This is a genomic window from Mycobacterium sp. ABE4_509, assembly GCF_056160785.1.
Genome location: NZ_JBSWXU010000013.1, coordinates 12,573 through 32,908, shown reverse-complemented (window position 1 = coordinate 32,908; position 20,336 = coordinate 12,573). Strand labels below are relative to the sequence as shown.

At 68.1% G+C, this 20,336-nt stretch carries 20 protein-coding genes; 14 read left to right on the top strand and 6 right to left on the bottom strand.

Translation table 11 applies throughout. The features are described from left to right. The first annotated feature begins 4 nt into the window (after nucleotides 1-4). The 8 genes from ACXAID_RS04960 (at nucleotide 5) to ACXAID_RS04925 (ending at nucleotide 9,050) form a co-directional block, all read left to right on the top strand. Entirely contained in the window at nucleotides 5-3,055 is a 3,051-nt protein-coding gene (locus ACXAID_RS04960) for a beta-propeller fold lactonase family protein (protein WP_475021074.1), read from the top strand. 237 nt (nucleotides 3,056-3,292) lie between these two features. Then, a complete protein-coding gene (locus ACXAID_RS04955; RefSeq protein WP_475021073.1) occupies nucleotides 3,293-4,312 on the top strand; it encodes a sodium:calcium antiporter in 1,020 nt (339 codons plus the stop codon). Between the two features lie 138 nt (nucleotides 4,313-4,450). Further along, nucleotides 4,451-4,708 (top strand): hypothetical protein, encoded by a 258-nt coding sequence (locus tag ACXAID_RS04950; protein ID WP_475021072.1) that lies wholly within the window; start codon nucleotides 4,451-4,453, stop codon nucleotides 4,706-4,708. A 42-nt stretch (nucleotides 4,709-4,750) separates the two neighbouring features. After that, nucleotides 4,751-5,830, top strand: coding sequence for a YihY/virulence factor BrkB family protein (locus ACXAID_RS04945; RefSeq protein WP_475021071.1), 1,080 nt, complete (start codon nucleotides 4,751-4,753; stop codon nucleotides 5,828-5,830). After that, entirely contained in the window at nucleotides 5,827-6,612 is a 786-nt protein-coding gene (locus ACXAID_RS04940; protein ID WP_475021070.1) for a DUF427 domain-containing protein, read from the top strand. Before ACXAID_RS04945 ends, ACXAID_RS04940 begins: the two co-directional genes overlap by 4 nt. A 152-nt stretch (nucleotides 6,613-6,764) precedes the next feature. Beyond that, on the top strand, nucleotides 6,765-7,073 hold the full coding sequence (locus ACXAID_RS04935) for a hypothetical protein (protein ID WP_475021069.1): 309 nt from the start codon (nucleotides 6,765-6,767) through the stop codon (nucleotides 7,071-7,073). Next, nucleotides 7,054-8,049, top strand: a complete 996-nt coding sequence (locus ACXAID_RS04930; RefSeq protein WP_475021068.1) for a CobW family GTP-binding protein — start codon at nucleotides 7,054-7,056, stop codon at nucleotides 8,047-8,049. Before ACXAID_RS04935 ends, ACXAID_RS04930 begins: the two co-directional genes overlap by 20 nt. Continuing rightward, the gene (locus ACXAID_RS04925; protein WP_475021067.1) at nucleotides 8,046-9,050 is read left to right on the top strand and encodes a WD40 repeat domain-containing protein; all 1,005 of its coding nucleotides are present in this window, start codon (nucleotides 8,046-8,048) and stop codon (nucleotides 9,048-9,050) included. The genes ACXAID_RS04930 and ACXAID_RS04925 overlap by 4 nt, the downstream gene beginning before the upstream one ends. Before the next feature lie 8 nt (nucleotides 9,051-9,058). On the opposite strand, the gene ACXAID_RS04920 is transcribed toward ACXAID_RS04925, so the two are convergent. Then, entirely contained in the window at nucleotides 9,059-10,417 is a 1,359-nt protein-coding gene (locus ACXAID_RS04920; protein WP_475021066.1) for a wax ester/triacylglycerol synthase domain-containing protein, read from the bottom strand. A gap of 130 nt (nucleotides 10,418-10,547) precedes the next feature. Next, on the bottom strand, nucleotides 10,548-11,297 hold the full coding sequence (locus ACXAID_RS04915) for a class I SAM-dependent methyltransferase (RefSeq protein ID WP_475021065.1): 750 nt from the start codon (nucleotides 11,295-11,297) through the stop codon (nucleotides 10,548-10,550). Nucleotides 11,298-11,523: 226 nt separating this feature from the next. On the opposite strand from ACXAID_RS04915, the gene ACXAID_RS04910 reads away from it, so the two are divergent. Next, entirely contained in the window at nucleotides 11,524-12,990 is a 1,467-nt protein-coding gene (locus ACXAID_RS04910) for a CehA/McbA family metallohydrolase (RefSeq protein WP_475021064.1), read from the top strand. 11 nt (nucleotides 12,991-13,001) lie between these two features. Here ACXAID_RS04910 and glgP read toward each other — a convergent pair whose 3' ends face one another. Together glgP and ACXAID_RS04900 are read right to left on the bottom strand one after the other, a co-directional pair. Then, complete coding sequence (gene glgP, locus ACXAID_RS04905) at nucleotides 13,002-15,512, bottom strand: alpha-glucan family phosphorylase (RefSeq protein WP_475021063.1); 2,511 nt, start codon at nucleotides 15,510-15,512, stop codon at nucleotides 13,002-13,004. Nucleotides 15,513-15,613: 101 nt separating this feature from the next. Continuing rightward, entirely contained in the window at nucleotides 15,614-16,234 is a 621-nt protein-coding gene (locus ACXAID_RS04900; RefSeq protein WP_475021062.1) for a MerR family transcriptional regulator, read from the bottom strand. A gap of 141 nt (nucleotides 16,235-16,375) precedes the next feature. Here ACXAID_RS04900 and ACXAID_RS04895 point away from each other — a divergent pair, with 141 nt between their 5' ends. Continuing rightward, nucleotides 16,376-17,020, top strand: a complete 645-nt coding sequence (locus ACXAID_RS04895) for a DUF1295 domain-containing protein (RefSeq protein WP_475021061.1) — start codon at nucleotides 16,376-16,378, stop codon at nucleotides 17,018-17,020. 97 nt (nucleotides 17,021-17,117) lie between these two features. Here ACXAID_RS04895 and ACXAID_RS04890 read toward each other — a convergent pair whose 3' ends face one another. Continuing rightward, nucleotides 17,118-17,285: a hypothetical protein gene (locus ACXAID_RS04890; protein ID WP_475021060.1), complete on the bottom strand. Its 168-nt coding sequence runs from the start codon at nucleotides 17,283-17,285 to the stop codon at nucleotides 17,118-17,120. Nucleotides 17,286-17,369: 84 nt separating this feature from the next. On the opposite strand from ACXAID_RS04890, the gene ACXAID_RS04885 reads away from it, so the two are divergent. The 3 genes from ACXAID_RS04885 to ACXAID_RS04875 all read left to right on the top strand — a co-directional run bounded on the left by ACXAID_RS04885 (nucleotide 17,370) and on the right by ACXAID_RS04875 (nucleotide 18,979). Continuing rightward, nucleotides 17,370-17,954, top strand: coding sequence for a TetR/AcrR family transcriptional regulator (locus tag ACXAID_RS04885; protein WP_475021059.1), 585 nt, complete (start codon nucleotides 17,370-17,372; stop codon nucleotides 17,952-17,954). A gap of 128 nt (nucleotides 17,955-18,082) precedes the next feature. Next, nucleotides 18,083-18,502, top strand: coding sequence for a DUF6632 domain-containing protein (locus ACXAID_RS04880; RefSeq protein ID WP_475021058.1), 420 nt, complete (start codon nucleotides 18,083-18,085; stop codon nucleotides 18,500-18,502). Nucleotides 18,503-18,511: 9 nt separating this feature from the next. Further along, a complete protein-coding gene (locus ACXAID_RS04875; protein ID WP_475021057.1) occupies nucleotides 18,512-18,979 on the top strand; it encodes an META domain-containing protein in 468 nt (155 codons plus the stop codon). Nucleotides 18,980-19,007: 28 nt separating this feature from the next. Here ACXAID_RS04875 and ACXAID_RS04870 read toward each other — a convergent pair whose 3' ends face one another. Next, nucleotides 19,008-19,430 carry a nitroreductase family deazaflavin-dependent oxidoreductase gene (locus tag ACXAID_RS04870; RefSeq protein ID WP_475021056.1) on the bottom strand — a complete coding sequence of 141 codons (423 nt, stop codon included), beginning with the start codon at nucleotides 19,428-19,430 and terminating at the stop codon, nucleotides 19,008-19,010. A gap of 80 nt (nucleotides 19,431-19,510) precedes the next feature. Here ACXAID_RS04870 and ACXAID_RS04865 point away from each other — a divergent pair, with 80 nt between their 5' ends. Next, complete coding sequence (locus ACXAID_RS04865; protein ID WP_475021055.1) at nucleotides 19,511-20,320, top strand: M15 family metallopeptidase; 810 nt, start codon at nucleotides 19,511-19,513, stop codon at nucleotides 20,318-20,320. The last annotated feature ends 16 nt before the right edge of the window (nucleotides 20,321-20,336 follow it).

Genomic DNA, 20,336 nt, shown 5'->3' with positions numbered 1-20,336 from the left:
CGGTGTGGCGTCCGATCATGATTCATCGGGGCGCGCCGGCGACAAGGATTCGTCGGAGCGGTCCTCGACGTCCTTGACGTCCTCGCCGGACGATCCGACGGATTCAGGCCAGGATCCGGAAGACGACGACACACCAGCGGCCCGCGACGACGAGGACGACGACGAACTCGACGAGGACGCCCGCGCGACACCGCGCACCACGGGGGCCTCGACCCAACAGCGCGCAGACACCGACGACAGCACTCAGCAGAATTCGTCGGCGACCGAACCGCGGCCGGCCGACCAAGACTCCGACAGTTCGGCACCGCCCACGACCCTCGCCGTCGCCGCCAGTGATTCGCAACAGCCCAGTGATTCGCGACAGCCGAGCCCGCGCTCCCTATCGCAGCCAGCTGCACCCGCTCCGGCTGAGCAGGTGGAGATCGAGCAACCGGCGACGGCCGAGCCCGCACCGCAGGAGCAGGCGGCGCCGGTACCGCAAGCGGCGGGCGCCATCCCACAACCGCACGCCCAGCCACTGCGGTCACTATGGACCTGGCTGGACCGCGAGTTCATCCAGCCGACGTTCTTCAACAAAGCGCCGACCATCGACTTCGACCCCACCGGAACCGCCCTCACCCCCTCCGGTGTCCTCGGCGACCTGGGTGCGGGCGACTTCGAGGGCGATCCGTTGCGATTCCGGGTGCTGACCGGGCCCGCCGCGGGATCGGTGCAACTGCACGCCGACGGCAGCTTCACCTACACACCCGATTCGCCTCTCGGAGCCGACGGCTACACTGAGGTGTTCGAGGTCGCGGTGCGTGACGTCGGGTGGCACCTGCACGGCCTGGCCTCATTGCTCAACCCGTTCACGGCCGGACGGACGATAGCCACCATCACGGTGGACGTCCCGGCGGCATACACGATCGTCGATGTCGACGCCGACACCGGTGAGATCACCGGGACCATCAACTACACCGACGCCTCCGGCGCAGCGCTGAGCTACGACGTAGTCGACGACGTCGGCATGGGCACGCTGACGATCGGCGACGACGGGTCGTTCACCTACCAGCCCGATGAGGCCGCGAGGCTCGCGGCGGCGGCGCCGGACAGTGCCCTCGACGAACTCGCCGACCGATTCAGCGTGCGGATCACCGACAGTGCGCAACAGAGCGTCACGATCGAGATCGCCGCACCGCTGCGACCCGCATACCACCGTGAGACCGACACCATCGACGTCGGCGTCGCCTCCTCGGCGGTGGCCGTGGTCAGCCACGGCACCGAATCGCGCATCTACGTCACCAACACCGACGACAACACGGTCACGGTCATCGACGCCGCCACCCACGAGGTGGTCACCACGATCGACGTCGGCGCCGGCCCCTCAGCGCTCGCTGCGGCAACCCGGTCCACCCTGCTGTTCGTCGCCAACACCGATGCCGACACCGTGTCGGTCATCGACACCAAGGACGGTTCGGTGCTGCGCACCGTGGCGGTCGGGGCGGGCCCGCGCGGGGTGGCGGTCAGCCCCGACGACGGATGGTTGTTCGTCGCCAACACCGATGCCGGCACGGTGTCGGTCATCGAGATCGACACCTACACCCGGCTGTACGACCTTCCGGTGGGCACCGCACCCGTGGCGCTGGTGGTCAGTCCGGATGGCGAAACCGTGTATGTGGCCAACTCCGGCGACGGCACCGTGTCGGTGCTCGACATCGCCGACCCGGCCGGCACCACCACTTTCGACGTCGGTGTCAACCCGCAGGGCATCGCGATCAGCCCCGACGGGCAACGCCTCTACATCGTCAACACCGACGGCGTGCTCGTCGACGCCGACGGGCTGCTCGTGACCGACTCCGGAACGTTGACCGAGTACGACATCACCACCGGAACAGCCGCGACTGTGGCCATCGGTGACAACCCGACCGGGGTGACAGTCGGATCGGACGGCACCGTGTACATCAGCACCGAGACCGGCGACGCGGTGGCGGTGTTCGATCCACTGACCACGACGGTGTCCACCGTCGACGTCGGCGCCGCCCCCACCGGCATCGCCACCCTGGAGAACTACGTCTACGTCGCCAACACCGCCGACGGCACCGTGAGCGTCATTGCGGTCCCGGGCGAGGGCAATGTCGGCGCACGCAGCACCACGTGGACGTTCTGGAACCTCAGCAGCTACACCATTCAGTTCATCGGATACCTCAACAGCGACGGTGAGGTGCAGAACTCCAATCCGGGTGGCAACGTCTCCTCGGCACCGGCGATCGGGGCGACGTTCGCGCCGGGCGCCAGCGGTGGGTTCCAGTTGGAGAGCCCGGAATACGATGCGCGAGAACTCACCCCGGTGTTCGCGGGGGTGCCGGGCACCGGGCCCGACGACGACCTTCCCTACTGGGAGACCAAGTTCCGTATCCGCATCAAAGGTGACGCCTGGACGGGCACGATCCCGAAGTATGCGGCGACCTGCCCGGTCGGCAACTGCACCGGCACCTACACCGAACACAACACGCTGACGCCGCTGTACCTGACCGACGCGCCGGGCTCGGTGATCACCTACACCGCCGACGACGCACAGCAACAGGCCGAGATCCTCAACGGGCTCTGCTATGACGGTTCACCGGCCAGCTGCAACTTCGACGTCACCGACGAAGCCGAGACCTACGACGCCGAACATCTGGTGGGCCACCAATTGGCCAACGACACCGAAGTAAACCAGGAGTACGACGTCGAGATCAGTGACACCCAGACCCAGTCCGACAGCATCAGCATCGGCACCAAGGCCAGCACCAAGGTGTTCGACCTCGTCACCGTGGAGGTCAGCGCGACCTACGGCCATACGTGGACCCAGAGCCACACGTTCAAGGAAACGATCAAGACCACCGTGCCGCCTCACACGGTGTCCAGCATCTACGCCGAACAGCCCATCTACCGCGACACCGGCAACTTCACCCTCTCGGCGGGCAACACCGTCTGGCACATCGACGGGGTGTACTTCGACTCACCCAACCCCAACGGTAACGGCCGTTACACGATTTCCCAGACGCCGATCGACGACGACGTGGCGGCGGCCTGACCGGATGCGCATGCCGTAATCCCCCGGGCATCGATTGCCGATCACCGAAGCCGCCGAGCGCCGCGGCCCTGGGCCTGGTCCGCCATTACCGGATGATCGATGCACGGCAATCCGACGTCGTCGACCGCAATGCCTTCCGCCGCATCGACCCGATCTGCCGCTGACTTCGCGCCAGGTGTTTTGGTCCCGTGTGCCCCGGGCACGCCGGCACCATGACAATGCCGACGAGAGTGCGCGATGGTTGAGTCACTGACGGCCAACGTGCTGCTGTTCGCCCTCGCCGCCGCGCTGATCGGGTTCGGCGGGGTACTGCTGACCCGCCGCGCCGAGGAGATCGCCAGGATCACCGGGCTCGGCGGCCTGCTCACCGGTGCGATCCTGATCGGCGCGGTGACCTCCCTGTCCGGGTCGATCATGTCGGTGGCCGCCACCGTGCAAGGCGACGCCTCACTGGCGGTCAGCAACGCCGTCGGCGGAATCGCGGTGCAGACGGTGTTCCTGGCGATCGCCGACATGGCCTATCGGCGTGCCAACCTGGAACACGACGCGGCCTCGGAGCCCAATCTGTTGCAGGGTGCGGTGTTGATCGGCCTGCTCGCGTTGCCGCTGATGGCGATGGCACTTCCCGGTCTGGGCAGCTTCGGGCTGCACCCGGTGTCGGTGCTGATCGTGCTGGGCTACCTGTTGGGCCTGCGGTTGACCCGCGGCGCCGAGGAGGCGCCGATGTGGCAGCCGCGGCTGACCTCGGAAAACCCGCCCGAAAAAGTCGAGGACGAGGCGCCGCCGTTGAGCGGACTGCAGACCTGGGTCAGTTTCGTGGTTCTGGCCGGGCTCGTCGCCGGCTGCGGATGGGTACTGGCCCGGGTGGCACCCACCCTGTCAGCTCAGGTGGGGATGGACCAGTCGCTGATGGGCGGAATCTTCACCGCCGCCGCGACCTCGCTGCCCGAACTCGTGGTCGCGGTCACCGCGGTGCGCCGCGGCTCGTTGTCGCTGGCCGTCGGCGACATCCTGGGTGGCAACACCTTCGACATCCTCATTCTGGTGGTGCTCGACGCCGTGTACCGGCAGGGCACCATCTACTCAGCCGTCGCCGCCACCGACATGGCCTGGGTGGCGCTGTCCATCGTGTTGGTGTCGGTGCTCATGCTCGGGCTGCTGCGACGGCAGAAGCACGGCTTCGGCAACGTCGGGTTCGAGACGGTGCTGATGCTGCTGCTCTACGTCGGCGGGGTGGCCGGGATCGCGCTGAGCTGACCACGATGCCGCCCTGTTCCAAGATACGTCGCCGCGCCTTGCTGAGATCTCGATGTGAGTTCGGGTCGCCGCCCGGCGAGGTCTTCCCTACCGGCCCAGGAACGAGCATGATCGGAGCCAGGACGTCAGGAGACTGTGATGTCGGACCTCGCATGGGTGCGCCGATTCGATGCCGCCGCACTCGATGAAATTGCATGGGGCTTCCTGTGCTCGGAGTACACCGAGCACGGCAGCTGGGACGCCCCGCTGGACCGCCGCCTCGACACCTACCTCCGGCACCGGGGGCTCGAGCAGGTGGTCAACGACGGTTCGGCCTACAGCACCGTGCTGGACAGGGTGATGGCCAACTTCGGCCGGGCGCGACGCAACGGCGTGCTCGAACCACCCCACGCGTGACCATCCGGCCGGAGGCTGACAGGTCTCCTAGGCTCGACGGTGATGCTCAGCGACAGCGACCGCCGGGAACTGCAGTCACGGGTGACGCGGCGTGTGCTGGCCACCCGCTCGAAGCTCGAGCGGCGCAGCGCCCAGCGCTTCGCCCGCCTCCCCCGGCCGGCCCAGCAGACTGCGCGGCTGATCTGGCACACCGGCCGCGGCACCATCGACGACCGGGTGCCCGGTCTGGCCGCCGAAGCCGCTCTGTTCACGTTGATCTCGCTGCCGGCGCTGCTGCTGGCGCTGGTGGGGTCGCTGGGTTTCGTCGCCGCTGCGCTCGGACCGCAGGGCAGCACCGAGTTGAGCGAACTGGTTCTCGGCATCCCGGAATCGTTTCTGTCCGACCCGACCTATGCGGCCTATGAGCGCGCGGTCGACACGGTGCTCGCCCAGACCCGGGGCAGCGTGGTGTCCATCAGCCTGGCGCTCAGCGTCTGGACCGGCTCACGTGCGCTGAACCGGTACCTGGAGACCATCACGATCGCCTACGGCGTCACGCCGCGCCCGGGCTGGCGGCGCCGGCTGGTGGCACTGGGCATGACCGTCGGGGCTATGGTCGGCGCGGTCGCCATCCTGCCGCCGATGGTGTTCGGGCCGCGGCTCATCGAATGGCTGGCGCCCGAGTCCGTCGCCCACGCCACGCTGCGGCTGCTCGACCAGATGTTCTGGCCCAGCATCATCGTGCTCGTGCTGGCGGCTCTGGCAACGCTCTATCACGTCGGCGTGCCGTGGAAGACGCCGTGGCGCCGCGATCTGCCCGGCGCGGTACTGGCGGTGGTGTTGTGGCTGGCCGCCTCGGCAGGCCTGCGCGCATATCTCGCGCTGAGCGTCCGCGACGACGCCCTCTTCAGCCAGCTGGCGGTGCCGATCGCGGTGGTGCTGTGGCTCTATCTGACCGCGTTCGCGGTGCTGCTGGGCGCGGAGTTCAACGCCGCCATCGAACGGATGTGGCCGCACGAGAACCATCCGTGGCGGCTGCGGCCGCTGCGCTGGGTGTCGCACCCGCGCCGCTCCGTCCACGGCGAGCCGGCATCGCAGCAGCCAGACGACACCGACACCGATGAACGAGGAGACCGATCATGACCGACACCGCACCGGGTCCCGCCGCCGACTACCCGCCGCCCGCAGCAGCGCGCGGGCGGGTCGAACCGTCGCCGCGGCGGGTTCGTGGATACCTCGACGGCGAGCTGCTCTTCGACACGCTGGCCGCGCGCTATGTGTGGGAGGTGCCGTACTACCCGCAGTACTACGTGCCGCTGGCCGATGTTCGGCCCGGTGTGCTGCGCGACGACCAGCGCGCCCAGACCGTGCAGTTCGGCCCATCGCGGTTGTTCTCGCTGGTCGGCAAGTCGACCACGCACTCCTCGGCCGCGCGGATCTTCGACGACGACGGCGGCGGCCCGGTGGCCGGTCTGGTGCGGTTCGACTGGGCGGCGCTGTCCTGGTTCGAGGAGGACGAACCGATCTACGAACACCCGCGCAACCCGTACGCGCGGGTCGACGCGCTGCGTTCGCACCGCCGGGTCACCGTCGAGCTCGACGGGGTGCGGCTGGCCGACACCCACAGCCCGGTCCTGCTCTTCGAAACAGGTTTGCCGACCAGGTATTACATCGACAGGACCGATGTGGCGTTCGAGCATCTGGAGGCCACCGACACCCAGACGGTGTGCCCGTACAAGGGGGTCACCTCGGGTTACTGGTCGGTGCACGCCGGCGGGGTCGTGCACCCCGACCTCGCCTGGACCTACCAGACGCCGCTGCCAGCGGTGGCGTCGATCGCGGGCATGGTCGCGTTCTACAACGAGGAAGTCGACATCGCTGTCGACGGGGCCGCATTGCCCCGGCCGGCCACGCACTTGCGCTGACCTGAGCACCGGTGGGCCAGGCACCCGGGACCACGCGGGCCCCACCTCGTGAGTGCCGGCCCGGGCGGTTTTACCTCGTCGCATTTCCGCGCTACCGTATTGAAAACGCTTTTCATTTTCAGACGAGTGGAGCGACCAGGGAGGGTGCCGACGTGACGAATTTGGTGAACCCCGGCGGTGCGAAGGCGTCGGCCGCCAAGGCAGCGCCGGATCACCTCGAACTGCTCAAAGCCACCGTCCGCCAAACCCTGTCACTCGACGAGGTCGCCACGGTCGTGATCCAGCAGCTGGCGTGCGCCGAGCCGGGCTGCCCACCGGTCGAGACCGTGGTCGCCGTCCTCGGCTCGCCTCGCCGTAGCTGGAAGTTCGCAGCGCCGACCGCCGAAGTGACTGCCGCACACCTGCACGACACCCTCAGCGCCTACCCGGAAGGACTCGAGCATGACCACCGCGATCGATGAACGCGTTCCCGTCACCGTGATCACCGGCTTCCTCGGATCCGGTAAGACGACGCTGATCAACCGCATCCTGACCGAGAACCACGGGCGACGAATCGCTGTGATAGAGAACGAGTTCGGTGAAGTCGGCATCGACGATGCGCTGGTGCTCGACGCCGACGAGGAAATCTTCGAGATGAACAACGGCTGCATCTGCTGCACCGTGCGCGGCGACCTCATCCGCATCCTCGGAGCGCTGATGCGCCGGCGCGACCGATTCGACCAGATCCTGATCGAAACGACCGGGCTGGCCGACCCGGCGCCGGTGGCCCAGACCTTCTTCGTCGACGACGAGATCCGTGATCGGCTGCGCCTCGACGCGATCGTCACGATGGTCGACGCCGCACACGTGCTCGACCACCTCGACGAAGTCAAACCCGACGATGTCGAGAACGAGGCGGTCGAGCAGGTCGCCTTCGCCGACCGGATGATCCTCAACAAGGTCGACCTGGTCGACGCCGAGCACCTGGCCGCCGTGGAGAGCCGGTTGCACGCGATCAACGGCGCCGCCGAGATCGTGCGGGCACAGGACGCGAAGGTCGACCTCGACCGCATCCTCGACGTGGGCGCTTTCGACCTGCAGCGGGTGCTGCTCGACGATCCCGCGTTCCTGGAGCAGACCGACCATCAGCACGATGAGACCGTCACATCGGTGGGGTTCCAGATCGACGGCGACATCGACGTCGACAAACTCAACACCTGGCTCGGCGAACTGCTCGGCTACCGGGGCGTCGACATCTTCCGCAGCAAGGGCATTCTCGCCCTCGACGGCCAGTCCCGGCAGTACGTCTTCCAAGGCGTGCACATGCTCTTCGACGGCACCGAAGGACGCGAGTGGGGCGCCGCGGAAGAACGGACCAATCGAATGGTGTTCATCGGCCGCAACCTCGATCGCGCCGAACTGGAGGCCGGTTTCCGCGCCTGCCTGGCGAGCGCATGAGCCCGCTCGCCACCGCGCGGGGCACCTGGCGGGTCGACGTCGACGACGCCGTCGCCGCGCTGTCGGCAGCCAAGGACGGCCGGGTGGCGGTCGCAGGGGCCGAGGGCAGCCTCACCCTGATCAGCGCCGACGGCACGATCGACATTCGCAGGCAGGTGTCTTCCGGCGCCTTGACGGTGGCGTGGTCACCGTCCGGGGCCCGCCTCGCCGTCGGATCCATCGACGGCGTTGCGATCGTCGACAATCGAGGGGCCACCCTCGCCGAGTATGGGGGCGGCTGGTGTTCGGCTTTGGCATGGAGCTTCGACGGTGCACGGCTCGCGGCCGGCTTGGGCCGCTCGGTCGTCGTCCTCTCCTCCGACGGTAGGGAACTGATGCGTCGGGACCGGGACAGCACCGTCACCGGCATCGCCTGGATCAAAAGCCGCGTCGCGAGCGCCGCATACGGCGGCGTCCATGTCTTCCACGTTGCGGATTCTGCGGCGGCCGAGGTCCTGCCGTTCACCGGCTCGCTGCTGGCGTTGGCGATCAGCCCGGATCGGCGTTGGGCCGCCAGCGGGAACCAGGACGCCACGTTGCACGTCTGGCGAGTGGGCCGGCCCGGCCAGGAACTCGCGATGTCTGGCTACCCGACCAAGATCAACACCCTGGCCTTCTCCCCCGATTCCGCTCTGCTGGCCTCCGGCGGTGGCTCCAATGTCACGGTGTGGGACTTCCGCGGATCCGGGCCGAAAGGCAGTACGCCGCGGATCCTGGCAGGCCACGAGCAGGTCGTCACGGCGCTGGCTTGGTCACCTGAGGGCAAGCACCTCGCGTCGTCGGGAGCCGACGGCCGGGTAGCGGTGTGGAAGCCGCAGAGCGTCCCCCCGGGGCGAGCTGTGGGCACCCGCGACACCTGGCAGGAACCGTCTTCGGCCACCGCGCTCGCCTGGGATCCCTCGGGTCGCGTGGTGGCCGGATGGGAGAACGGCACGGTCGCCGCGCACGTCTTGGCGAGCTGACGGCAGGATCAGGACCCAGACAGCGCCAGCACCTCGTCGAAACCGGCCCGCAGGCAGTCGTGGAACAGTTCGACGTCCGGGATGGCCCCGGTGTCCACGTCGATGCCCAGCGCGCAGGTGTCCACGTAGGTCAGCAGGGTCACGTTGACCGCCGCACCGATCGTCGGCCCGAATGCGTACTGGGTGCGCACCTTCGCCCCGCCCAGCGACACCGGCACCGGGATGCCGGGCACATCGCTGGCAAGGAAGTCGACGTGGCGCAAGATCGAGCCGATGTACCAGCGGGGCATTCGGTTGAGGACGCCGGCGATCACCTGGGTGTGCGGCAGCGACCGCTCATGACGCACCAGTTCGGTACGTTCCCGGATCTGCCGGATCCGTTGCGCGGGATCGGCGAGGCCGACGGGTACGTCGAAACGCATCAACGTGATGTGGTTGCCCCCAGGCGCGTCGGTGTCGACCCGCAGGCTGATCGGCATGGACAGATGCAGAGCGCCCACACTGACGTCGTGCTTCTCGTGGTAGCGGCGCAGTCCGCCGGCCACGCCGGCGACGAACGCGTCGTTGAGCGCGGCCTGGCAACGGTGCGCGGCGTCGCGCAGCTGCGGCATCGGCACGTCGTGCACCTCCAGCCGGCGGGTCAGGGTCCGCTGGGTCATCAGCGATGATCCGGTGCGGTTCACCGGCCGCACCGTCCGGTACACCGAGGTGGCCAGCCCGGCAGCGGAATTCAGCGTCTTCACCGGGTTGCGCAGGCTTTCGGAGACCAGCCTGGGGACGGCCGTGAGCGCTGCGGCGGCGGTGCCGCCGAGCATCCCGGCGCCGTAGCGGGCGGCGTCGACGTACCCGTCGAGCAGCGAGGGCAGCGACGGCACCACCGAGTCGGGGCCCTCCCCCGACAGCTCGGACAGGCCGAACAGCGCCATCGCGATCTGCACTCCCCCGACCCCGTCGGTCAACGCGTGGTGGAAGGTGCACAGCACGGCGGCCCCACCGTCGGACAGCCCCTCGATCAGGGTGATCTTCCACAGCGGCCGGGCCCGGTCGAAGTCCTCCATCTGGGCGAGCCGGGCCAGTTCGAGCACCCCGTCGATCGACCCCGGTGCGGGGGCGGCCACCCGGCGCATGTGGAAGTTCAGGTCGAACTCGGCGCACGGCTGCCAGCGCGGTGGCGCCGACAGCGGCGAGTTCACCACCCGCTGGCGCATCATCGGCAGTTCGTGGGTGAGGCGCTCCACCCGGTCGCGCACCTCGTCCCAGTCCGGCAGCCGGTCCAGCACCAGTACGGTCACCACCGTCGACCTCAGCCGGGGGTCGCTTTCCATGGACCAGGTGAATGCGTCACTGCTGCGCATGAATTCATTCATCGTGTGCTCCCGCTCACACACCACGGTAGATCCCCGCCGGGCGCCGGCGCAGCGTTCCCGGCACGCAGGTGACCTTGTTCCCTCGATGTGGCGACCGAAGTCCCCGGGGCAGCGACGACGGCGCGCCGGGTCAGGTCTTCGTGGCCTCGAAGAGGATGAACACCGGGTGCTGGTGCAGTTCGTCCCAGAAGCCCGGTTCGTGCGCGGCCAGCGCGGCCGGCGGGATGACAGGCAGGTGCACCGTCACGTCTGCGAACCCGGCCTGCTCCAGTGCGCCGCGGTAGGCCTCGATCGGCAGATAGTAGTTCTGTATTTCCAGGCCGGACCCCACCAACACGGTGAAATCGATCGGGGCGCCCTCGCCGGGCTCGGCCGCCAACCGCATGTCCAGGCCGTAGCGGCGGTAGTCGGGCTGGGGATCGTAGTGATACACATCGGGGTTGACGTTGATCGTCACGAACCGCCCGCCGGGCCGGACGCGACTGGCGAGCCCCGCGCACATGCGCGCCAAGTCGGCTCGGCTGCGCGCGTACACCATCAGAAAAGCACAGACCACGGTGTCGAAATCCAGCGGAGGATTGGCGACCGTGCACGCGTCGCCGACGACGTACTCGATGCCGAGCGGTTCGCGGGCCTCCTGCCGGCGAGCCAGCTCGATCATTCGTGCCGAGACGTCCAGCCCGACCGCCTGCGCGGCCCCGGCCTGGCGCAACAGTCGGGTGAAATGCCCTTCCCCGCAGGCCACGTCGAGGATTCGCTGCCCGGTGACGTCGCCGACCAGCTGCAGCAGCGAGAATGTGTCGACCTGGTAGACCGGCAGGGTGTTCTTGGCCTGTTGGTACAGCTCTGCGGCGTCGTCGGCGTCGTAGTCGGTGACCATGCACGCCCCTCTGCGCGGTCTCGGTCCGGGAGTTGGACGCCAGCATAACGCCACGGCACCCGTCGGCCAGGCGGGTGCGGTAGTCCCGCGCCCTGGCAACGTACAGATTCTCGACTGCTGAGATGACCGAATTCCTCTCCCAGCGGCGCTTCGCCGCCCACTTCCCTTTCGCCGGCGTTCGTGTCGGCGTAACCGTCTCACCGGTGGTGCCGCCGACCATGGATCCATGGCCGGCATCGCGACCTCGCCCTTCGCTCACCCGCACGAAGTGCTCCGCTCCGAGATCCCTGCTCTGCAGTCTTCCGATACCGTGCTGGAATTCTCCGGCCGGTTCCGCTTCGGCATCGACCAGTGGGCGTACGTGCCCTTCCCTGTCCCACCCGGAGTCCAGCGACTGCGGGTCGATGTCGGTCACAGCAAGTTCGCAGTGGTCAGTGTCGCTCGAAATGTGCTGGATCTGGGCATCTTCGGCCCCGACGGCTACGATGTCGGCAACGCGGCGGGCTTTCGCGGCTGGTCGGGCGGGGCGCGCGAGACCTTCATGGTCTCCGAGGCGACGGCCACTCCCGGCTATCTTCCCGGTCCGATCACCCCGGGAACGTGGGCGCTGGCGATGGGACCGGTGGTGCTCAATCCGCTGGGCATGTCGTGGTGGGCGCGGGTCGTCCTGGAATATGGCGCTCCGGCTCCAGCCGCGGCACCCGCTCCTGTGTCGGTCCGCTCCCGCGAGCCGCGCGGCGCGGGTTGGTATCGCGGCGATCTCCACACGCACACAGTTCATTCCGATGGCCGCTGCCACCCCGACGAGCTCGCCGCCGCGGCCGCTGCGGCCGGTCTGGACTTCCTGGCGTCCACCGAACACAACACCAATGCAGCCAACCTCGCCTGGGAGTCAGCGGCGGTGGATCCGGTGGTGGTGTGCGGCGAGGAAGTGACGACCCGCCACGGTCACTGGCTGGCGATCGGGATGCCACCGCAGTGTTGGATCGACTGGCGCTACACGCCCCGCGAGCGGGTGTTCGCCGGGTTCGCGCGCCAGGTCCGCGAAGCCGGCGGCCTGGTCGTCGCCGCCCACCCGGCGGCGCCCGTGCCGGGCGCGGCGTGGGAATTCGGTTACCGAGACGTTGATGCGATCGAGGTGTGGAACGGCCGCTGGAACCTCGACGATGAAGTGGCACTGCGCATTTGGCATCGACTACTGGTACGGGGCAGGCGGATCGCCGCGGTCGGGGGCAGCGACTCGCACGGCGAGCACCAGCGCGTCGGCTACCCCCAGACGGTGGTGCGCGCCGACGAATTGGAGACCTCGGCACTGGTCGCCGCGTTGCGGGAAGGCAGGTGTTACCTGGCACAGTCCGATGCCGTGACAGTGGACTTCCGCGCCGAGGCGCAGATCACCAGCATCGACCGCTGCACTCGCGGCCCGGGCGCCTCGCTGTCGGTGCCGCCGGATGGTGCCGTAACGGTCAGTGTCACGGTCAAGGGCACACCTGACTGCGTCGTCACGGTCATCACCGCCGAAGGCCGCGCGGCGCAGGCCCGCGTCGACGGTTCGGGGTCGGCGGAGCTTCGGTGGCAGGTCGATGCCCACTGCGCCCGGTTCGCCCGGGTCGAGGTCAGAAGCATCCGCCGCCGGAAACACGCCGGCTCCATGGTGGCTCTGACCAATCCGATCTGGTTGACCGCTTCCTGACCGCGAGAAGCTCAGTACCAGGAGATATTCGGCGCTTCCAGCGGAATCGAGGCGTCCGGGTGGCACGGGACGACGCGGGGTGTATAGGCCTGCGGCGGCCGCGGCCCGTCGGCGTGGGCGTGGTAGCTGAAAGTGCCACGGACGACCTCCTCGCCGCGGTCCATCGGAATCTGCACAGGCCCCTCGTCGTCACCTGCCTCGGCGTAGAGCTGCACCGCCACCGCCTCGGGCCCAATGGCTCCCAGCGATACCAGAACCCGGAAGTCGTGCCCGCCGCCGGTCGGCTCGATGTGCAGAGACCCGAACGACACCTCACCCCAGTAGTTGCCCACCAGTTCCCGCCAGCGCTGCACTGCGCTGCCGACCCGACACCCGTCGGCCAGGCGAGCGCGGTAGTCCCGCGCTGCGGGGGCGTACAGCTCCTCGACGTACTGGCGCACCATCCGCTCCGAGGAGAACTGCGGGGTCAGCGTCGTCATGCTGGCCCGCACCCGCCGCAGCCATTCGTCGGGGATCCCGCTGTCGTCGCGCGCGTAGAACATCGGAACGATGTCGTCTTCGAGCAGCCGGTAGAGCTGCTGGGCCTCCTCGGCGTCCCACGCGGGGTCGCTGCTGTGCTGGGCGCCGTCACCGATCGCCCAACCCACCTCGGGTGCGTAAGCCTCCGCCCACCAGCCGTCGAGTTCGGAGAGATTGAGACCGCCGTTGACGAGTACCTTCATGCCGCTGGTGCCGCTGGCCTCCCACGGCCGGCGCGGAGTGTTGATCCACACGTCGACACCGTTGACGAGCTGCTCGGCCAGCAACAGGTCGTAGTCGGCGATGAACGCCACGTGCGAACGGACATCGGGGCGCGCGGCGAACTCGAACCAGCGTTGGATCATCGCCTTGCCCAGGCCGTCGGCCGGGTGGGCCTTGCCCGCGACCACCATCTGGACGGGCCGGTCGGGGTTGGTCAGGATCCGGGCGAAGCGGTCGGGGTCCTGCAGCAGCAGCGCGGTGCGTTTGTACTCGGTGAACCGGCGGGCGAAACCCAGGGTGAGCACGCGCGGATCGAAGATGCGCTGGGCCTCGTCGATTCGGTCGGCGGTGGCGCCGGCGATGGTGAACTGGCGCGCCAGCCGTTGCCGCGCCCACTGCACGAAACGCTCCCGGTTTCGGTTGCGCATCTGCCACAACTCGTCGGTCGAGACCTTGTCCATCCAGTCGCCGATCGGCGTCGGGATCCCCAGCCACTGCTGACGCAGCTCGGCTTTGGTCCACAGCTCGTCGGCGGCCGGCGAGTCCCAGGACGGCACGTGCACCCCGTTGGTGACGTGGCCGACCGGCACCTCGCAGACCGGCCAGCGGGGGAACAGGTCGGTGAACAGTTCGCGGCTGACCTCTCCGTGCAGCCGGCTCACCCCGTTGACCCGCGATGCCCCGCGGATCGCCAGGTAGGCCATATTGAAGGGTTCGGCGTCGTCGTCCGGGTTCGCCCGGCCCAGCTGCAGGATGTCGCCGATGCTCATCTGCATCTCGGCGGCGAACGGCGTCAGGTAGCTGACGACGATGCCCGGGTCGAATCGGTCGAAGGCCGCGGCCACCGGGGTGTGGGTGGTGAAGACGGTGCCCGCCCTGGCCACGGTGAGCGCGACGTCGAAGGGCACGTCGTGTTCGAGTGCAATCCACCGGGCACGCTCCAGCACCGCGAACGCGGCGTGCCCCTCGTTGAGGTGGCAGACATCGGGGTAGATGCCGAGCTCGCGCAGCAGCCGCCACCCGCCGAACCCGAGCGCCATCTCCTGTTCCCACCGCACCTCGGGGTCGGCTTCGTAGAGTTGGGCGGTGATGCCGCGGTCCGACGGGTCGTTGGCGGGGTCGTTGCTGTCGAGCAGGTACAGCCCGAGCCGGCCGACGTTGACCTCCCAGGCACGCAGATACACCGTGCGGCCTGGGAACTCGAGCGGAATGCGGATCCAGGCTCCGTCGGAGCCACGCAGGCGGCGCACCGGAATCTCACTGGGATCGCTGAACGGGTACAGCTCGTGCTGATTGCCCTGCGAGTCGAGCGCCTGCCGGAAGTACCCCTGCTGGTACAGCAGGCCGACACCGACCACCGGAACCCCGAGGTCGGTCGCCGACTTCATGTGGTCGCCGGCCAGGACGCCGAGTCCGCCCGCATAGATGGGCAACGCCTCGGCAAGGCCGAACTCCATGCTGAAGTAGGCCGTCATGCCCATCGAGTTCGCGGCTTTGGACTGCGGAAACCAGAACGGATCGCTGTTGCGGCGGCCACGGTCTTCGACCAGTTCCTGTACCTGGGCACAGAACGCATCGTCGTTGCCGAGGTCTTCGAGTTCGGGCTGGCCGATGGACTTCAGCACCGCCCACGGGTTGCGGGCAGCGGCCCACAGCTCGGGGTTGACGCGGTGCCACACCCGGTCGGCGCGGTGCGACGAGATCAGGCGCATGTCGAGTGCGAGGTCATCGAGACCCTGCAGCGACGCGGGAAGTTCGATCTCGGTGTGTCGGTCAGCCATCAGCATCTCCCAACCGGTCCAGAGCGCTTGAAACCTACCTCAGCGTGCTTAACCGGAGGGGAAATTCCGGTGACGGTCGGTGTTCGTGCGATGTTGCGACACTAATCGGCCGGGTGCTTGACCAGACTCTGTTGGGCAAGCCGCCGGATCGCGCAGAGCACCGGCTCGAAAAGGACTGTGCCGAGGACCGTGTACTCCACAGCCTCGTCGGCATCTGTTGGCATGTTGGCGATTTCACCGGAGGCAATCGCCAACATGTGTTCGCCGTAGCTGCTGAACCGGCCCTCGTCGAGGGGGAAGCCGGCGGCCTCGACGGCCTGCAACGCACGTTCGAGCAGAGCGGCCGCGGGCGCCTCCGCGCGGTAGGACGGTCCCAGCCAGCGCGCGGCGCGCTCAGCGCGCGGGTAGCCGGCGGTCGCCTCGGCCTCGGCATCGGCATCGGCATCGGCATCGGCCATCACCGTGGTCGCGGCAGCCAGGCGCTGCACCAACGACATGTCGGTGTGCCCGACCAGCTGCAGTATCGCCTTGGCCTGGCCCAGCGACAGTCCGGCCGGCCCGGTCAGCGCCTGGATGAGATGCAGGCGCCGGACATGGGCGGCGTTGTAGCTGGCGCGGCGCGGGCCTTCGGGTTCGCCGGGGTCGAGCATCCCCTCGCGGATGTAGTACTTCACTGTCGCAACCGACACACCAGCGTGCTCGGCCAGCTCCGATATTCGCACCCGTCCATCCTCCCGCACGGCCGCGCAGCGCACTCTGGCGGGACACTGCAGGATAGTATTACTATCTAGCATGTGGGCCCGTTTCCACCGGCCGCATTCCGGCCTCCACCACATCCATCGGGGTCCACAGGAGAGGGCACGATGAAAACCACCGGCTTCTACATCGATCTGCACAAGGCGCTCGTCATCCCGGTCACGGCAGCAGCAATGGTCGCCTTCGCCAACTACAGCGCCATGATGTGGCTCTACCTGGCGATGCACGGCACCTATTCGATCCTGTGGCTGATCAAGGGCCGCACCTTCCCCGATCAGCGCTTCGCCGAGCGGCTGCCGGCGGGGGCCGGCATCGCGTTCGTGTTCCTACCGCTCGTCGGCTACTACGCGGCACCGATTCTGTTGGCATGGCTCGAACCCGACGTACCCGGCGTCGCCGTGGGCGTCGGCGTCGCCGTCTATGCGCTGGGGATCTTCCTGCACTACGTCTCGGATGCGCAGAAGTACTTCACGCTGCAGGTCCGCCCAGGGCTCATCGACTACGGACTGTTCGCCCGGACCCGCAACCCGAACTATCTCGGCGAGATCCTGATCTACCTGGGTTTCGCAATCATCGCCTGGAATCCCATCCCGTTCATGGTCAACGCCGCCTGGGCACTGGGCTTCTTTTTGCCGAACATGATCAAGAAGGACCGCTCGATGCAACGCCACCCCGGCTTCGCCGCCTATCAGGCCCGCACCGGACTGTTGCTCCCCCGGTTGCGCCGGCCCGCGTCCGTCACGTCCGGATGACCCGGCTCCCGAACTCGCACGGGTTGCTCAAGCGGGCCGCTCCGGCCCGCTTGAGCAGTGCAGTCCCGGGGACGTAGGACCCGAGGCCGGCGAAAGGTCAGCGAGCAGTGGTGAGGGGCGCGTCGGCCGAGGCCGCGCCGGCACGCGGCGAAACCGCGACGCCGTGGCGAATCGCGCTCGCAGCGTCGATGCCGTGTGCGAAGTCGCGCACCGCGTCGATGACCGCGGCGGACCACGAGCGCAGATCGATCTTGTTCATGTCCATCACCTTCGAATCTCACTGATCTGTAAAGCAGCGCCGAGAGTAGCTACACTGATCTGTGAAGTCAAGGAGAGTGGTGAGCAGTTCGTGAGTGTTGACGAACCCCATCTGACCGAAGGGGCCCTTCGCATCCTGGAGGTGGCGACCGACCTGTTCTACCGCGACGGCATCCATGCCGTCGGGGTGGACACCATCGCCGCGGAATCCGGCGTCACCAAGCGGACCCTCTACGACCGGTTCGGTTCCAAGGACGTCCTGGTGGCCACCTACCTGCGGCAGCGCCACGAAGACTGGTGGCAGTTGTTCGAGAAGCACATCGCCGAGGCCGAATCACCGCGCGCCCTGGTGGTGTTCGACGCCTACATCGAGGACGCCGGCTGGGTCAGCCGCGGGTGCGCGTTCGTCAACGCGGCCGCCGAGCTGCCGCGGGACCACATCGCCTATGACGTGATCCGCGAGCACAAGCAGGCGGTGCGCGAGCGCCTCGCCGAGCTGGTCGCCGAGGACCTCGCCGACGGTGCCGACGCCGCCCGAACCGCCGAGCACCTGTTTCTGCTGGCCGAGGGCGCCATCGTGCACCGCGGGCTCGACGACAGCGCCGAACCGATGGACACGGCACGTAGCATCGCCCGAGAATTACTGACACACAACATGTCTGAGTGCCGCGGTTGACTTTCTCCGCCGCCGGCCGGCACCGAACCCGGTCCCGCCGAAACCGCCTGAGCGCTGGGCACGACGTGGGAAGATCCTACGGCGACCACCGGGAGCCCACCCAGGCCGACGCGAGGAGATGATGTGTGATGTCCGGCGAGAAAACGGCCAACCGCGGGCCGCTGCTGCTGCTGCGGATCGCCCTGGCGGTCATCGGTGTGATCTTCGTGGTGGGCATCTACCCGCTGACCAAGGTGTGGCCGTCCGGATGGGCCTGGGGGCACGGGCCGTCGCACTACCTGGCGATGATCATCGGTCTCTATGCGACCCTCGGGGTGTTCCTGCTGTGGGCGACGCGTGATCCGCTGGGCAACCGGAGCCTGATCTGGTTCACCGCGGTGTCCAGCGTGGTGCATGCCGTGATCATGGCCGTCCAGGCGCTGGCCGATGACGGGGAGCGTGGCCACCTGCTGGGCGATGTGCCCGCCCTGCTGATCGTCGCCGCGGTGCTGGCGGTATTGATGCGCCGCGCTGAGTCACCGGGCGGCGTTCCGGCCGCCACTGGCTAGTCTTGCACCATGAGCTCAGCCCGGCTCACCGCGACGACGCTGCTCGGGTGCGCGATGACGCTGGGGGCGTGTTCACCCGAACCGGCCGGCACACCAGTCGATCTGGACGGCACCAGCTGGCGGCTGACCGAGCTGCAGTCCATGGACGACGCCCAGGGAACCACGACGGTTCCCGAGGGCCAGCAGTACACCGTCGAGTTCGGCCCCCGCGACGACGGTGTGGGCCAGGCCGCCTTCCAGATCGACTGCAACCACGGTTCGTCGACGTGGCAGGCGACCGCCGCCGAATCCGGGGACTCGGGGCAGCTGACCTTCGGCCCCATCAGGGTCACCCTGATGGCCTGCCCGGCGGGCTCACTGGATCAGGAGGTGTCCACCGCGCTCGGTGACGTGCGGACCTATCTGGTCGAGGACGGCCGCCTGCACATGTCGCTGTTCGCCGACGGCGGCATCCTGACCTGGGGGCCGCTCGACTGAGTGGTCGTCGCCGGGCTGGTCGACGACGCTATTCCAAGACGAAGACCGGGATCAGCCGGTCGGTGTTGGTCTGGTACTCGGCATAGGGCGGATAGGCCGCCACCGCCAGTGCCCACCAGTGCTCACGCTCGGCGCCGTCGATTTCGCGGGCCGTCATGGTGGAGACCTTGTCACCATCCTGCACCGTGACGGTCGGATTGGCCTTGACGTTGTGGTACCAGGCCGGGTGTTTCGGGTCGCCACCCTTGGACGCCACCATGGCGTAGCGCCCGTTCTCCTCCACCCGCATCAGCGGCACGTAGCGCTTCTGGCCGGATTTCACTCCGGTGGTGGTGAACAGGACGATGGGACGGTCCAGCACCTCGACACCGTCGGTGCTGCCCTGCTCGAGAATGCGTTCGGTCTGCTCGCGCACCCAGTCTGTGGGGCTCAGCTGTGGTTGTTCGGTCACCCCTGGCCCAACGCGTGCCGCAGCGAGTTATTCCGGCCCGCGTCGGGACACGGCCGGCGGCCGAATGCTGCAATGGAACCATGACACCACTGACCAAGGTGGCCGCGATCGCGGCCACGGCGCTGGTGGCCGGTCTGCCTGCCCCGGCGGCCGGTGCGCAGCCCGACACCACCGCGCCGCCGGATTTCGTCTCGCTCAGCGAGGTCGCACCGTCGATCCTGCTCGACATCCGGTACGCGACCGCGCACAACTTCATCGGTGAGCCGATCGACGGCTATCAGACGCCGATGTGCATCCTCACCCGCCCGGCCGCCGAAGCGCTGGGCCGGGCCCAGCAGGCACTGGTCGCGCAGGGCTATTCGCTGAAGGTCTACGACTGCTACCGCCCGCAACGGGCGGTCGACGAATTCGTCGCGTGGGCGGCCGACCCTGCAGCACAACAGATGAAGGGCGAGTTCTACCCGTGGGTGGACAAATCGCAGTTGTTCGCCGACGGTTACATCGCCGAACAGTCCGGACACAGTCGTGGCAGCACCGTCGACCTGACCCTGGTCGCGTTGCCGGCGCGGCAACAGCCCGCCTATGTGCCCGGTGAGGCGCTTTGGGCGTGCACCGCGCCGGAGCCGCGGCGCTTTCCCGACAACAGCGTCGACATGGGGACCGGCTACGACTGCTTCGACCCCTCGGCGCACACGCTCGACCCGGGTGTCCAGGGTGATCAGCTGAAGAACCGGTTGCTGCTCAAGCAGGTGCTGGAAAGCCAGGGTTTCCAGAACTACGAGAACGAGTGGTGGCACTACACGTTCAAACCCGAGAGCCATCCCGACACCTACTTCGACTTCCCCGTCGCAGCGTCCTCGCTGACCGGGCCCACTCCTGCGCCCGGGTGACCTCGGCTGCCGGCCG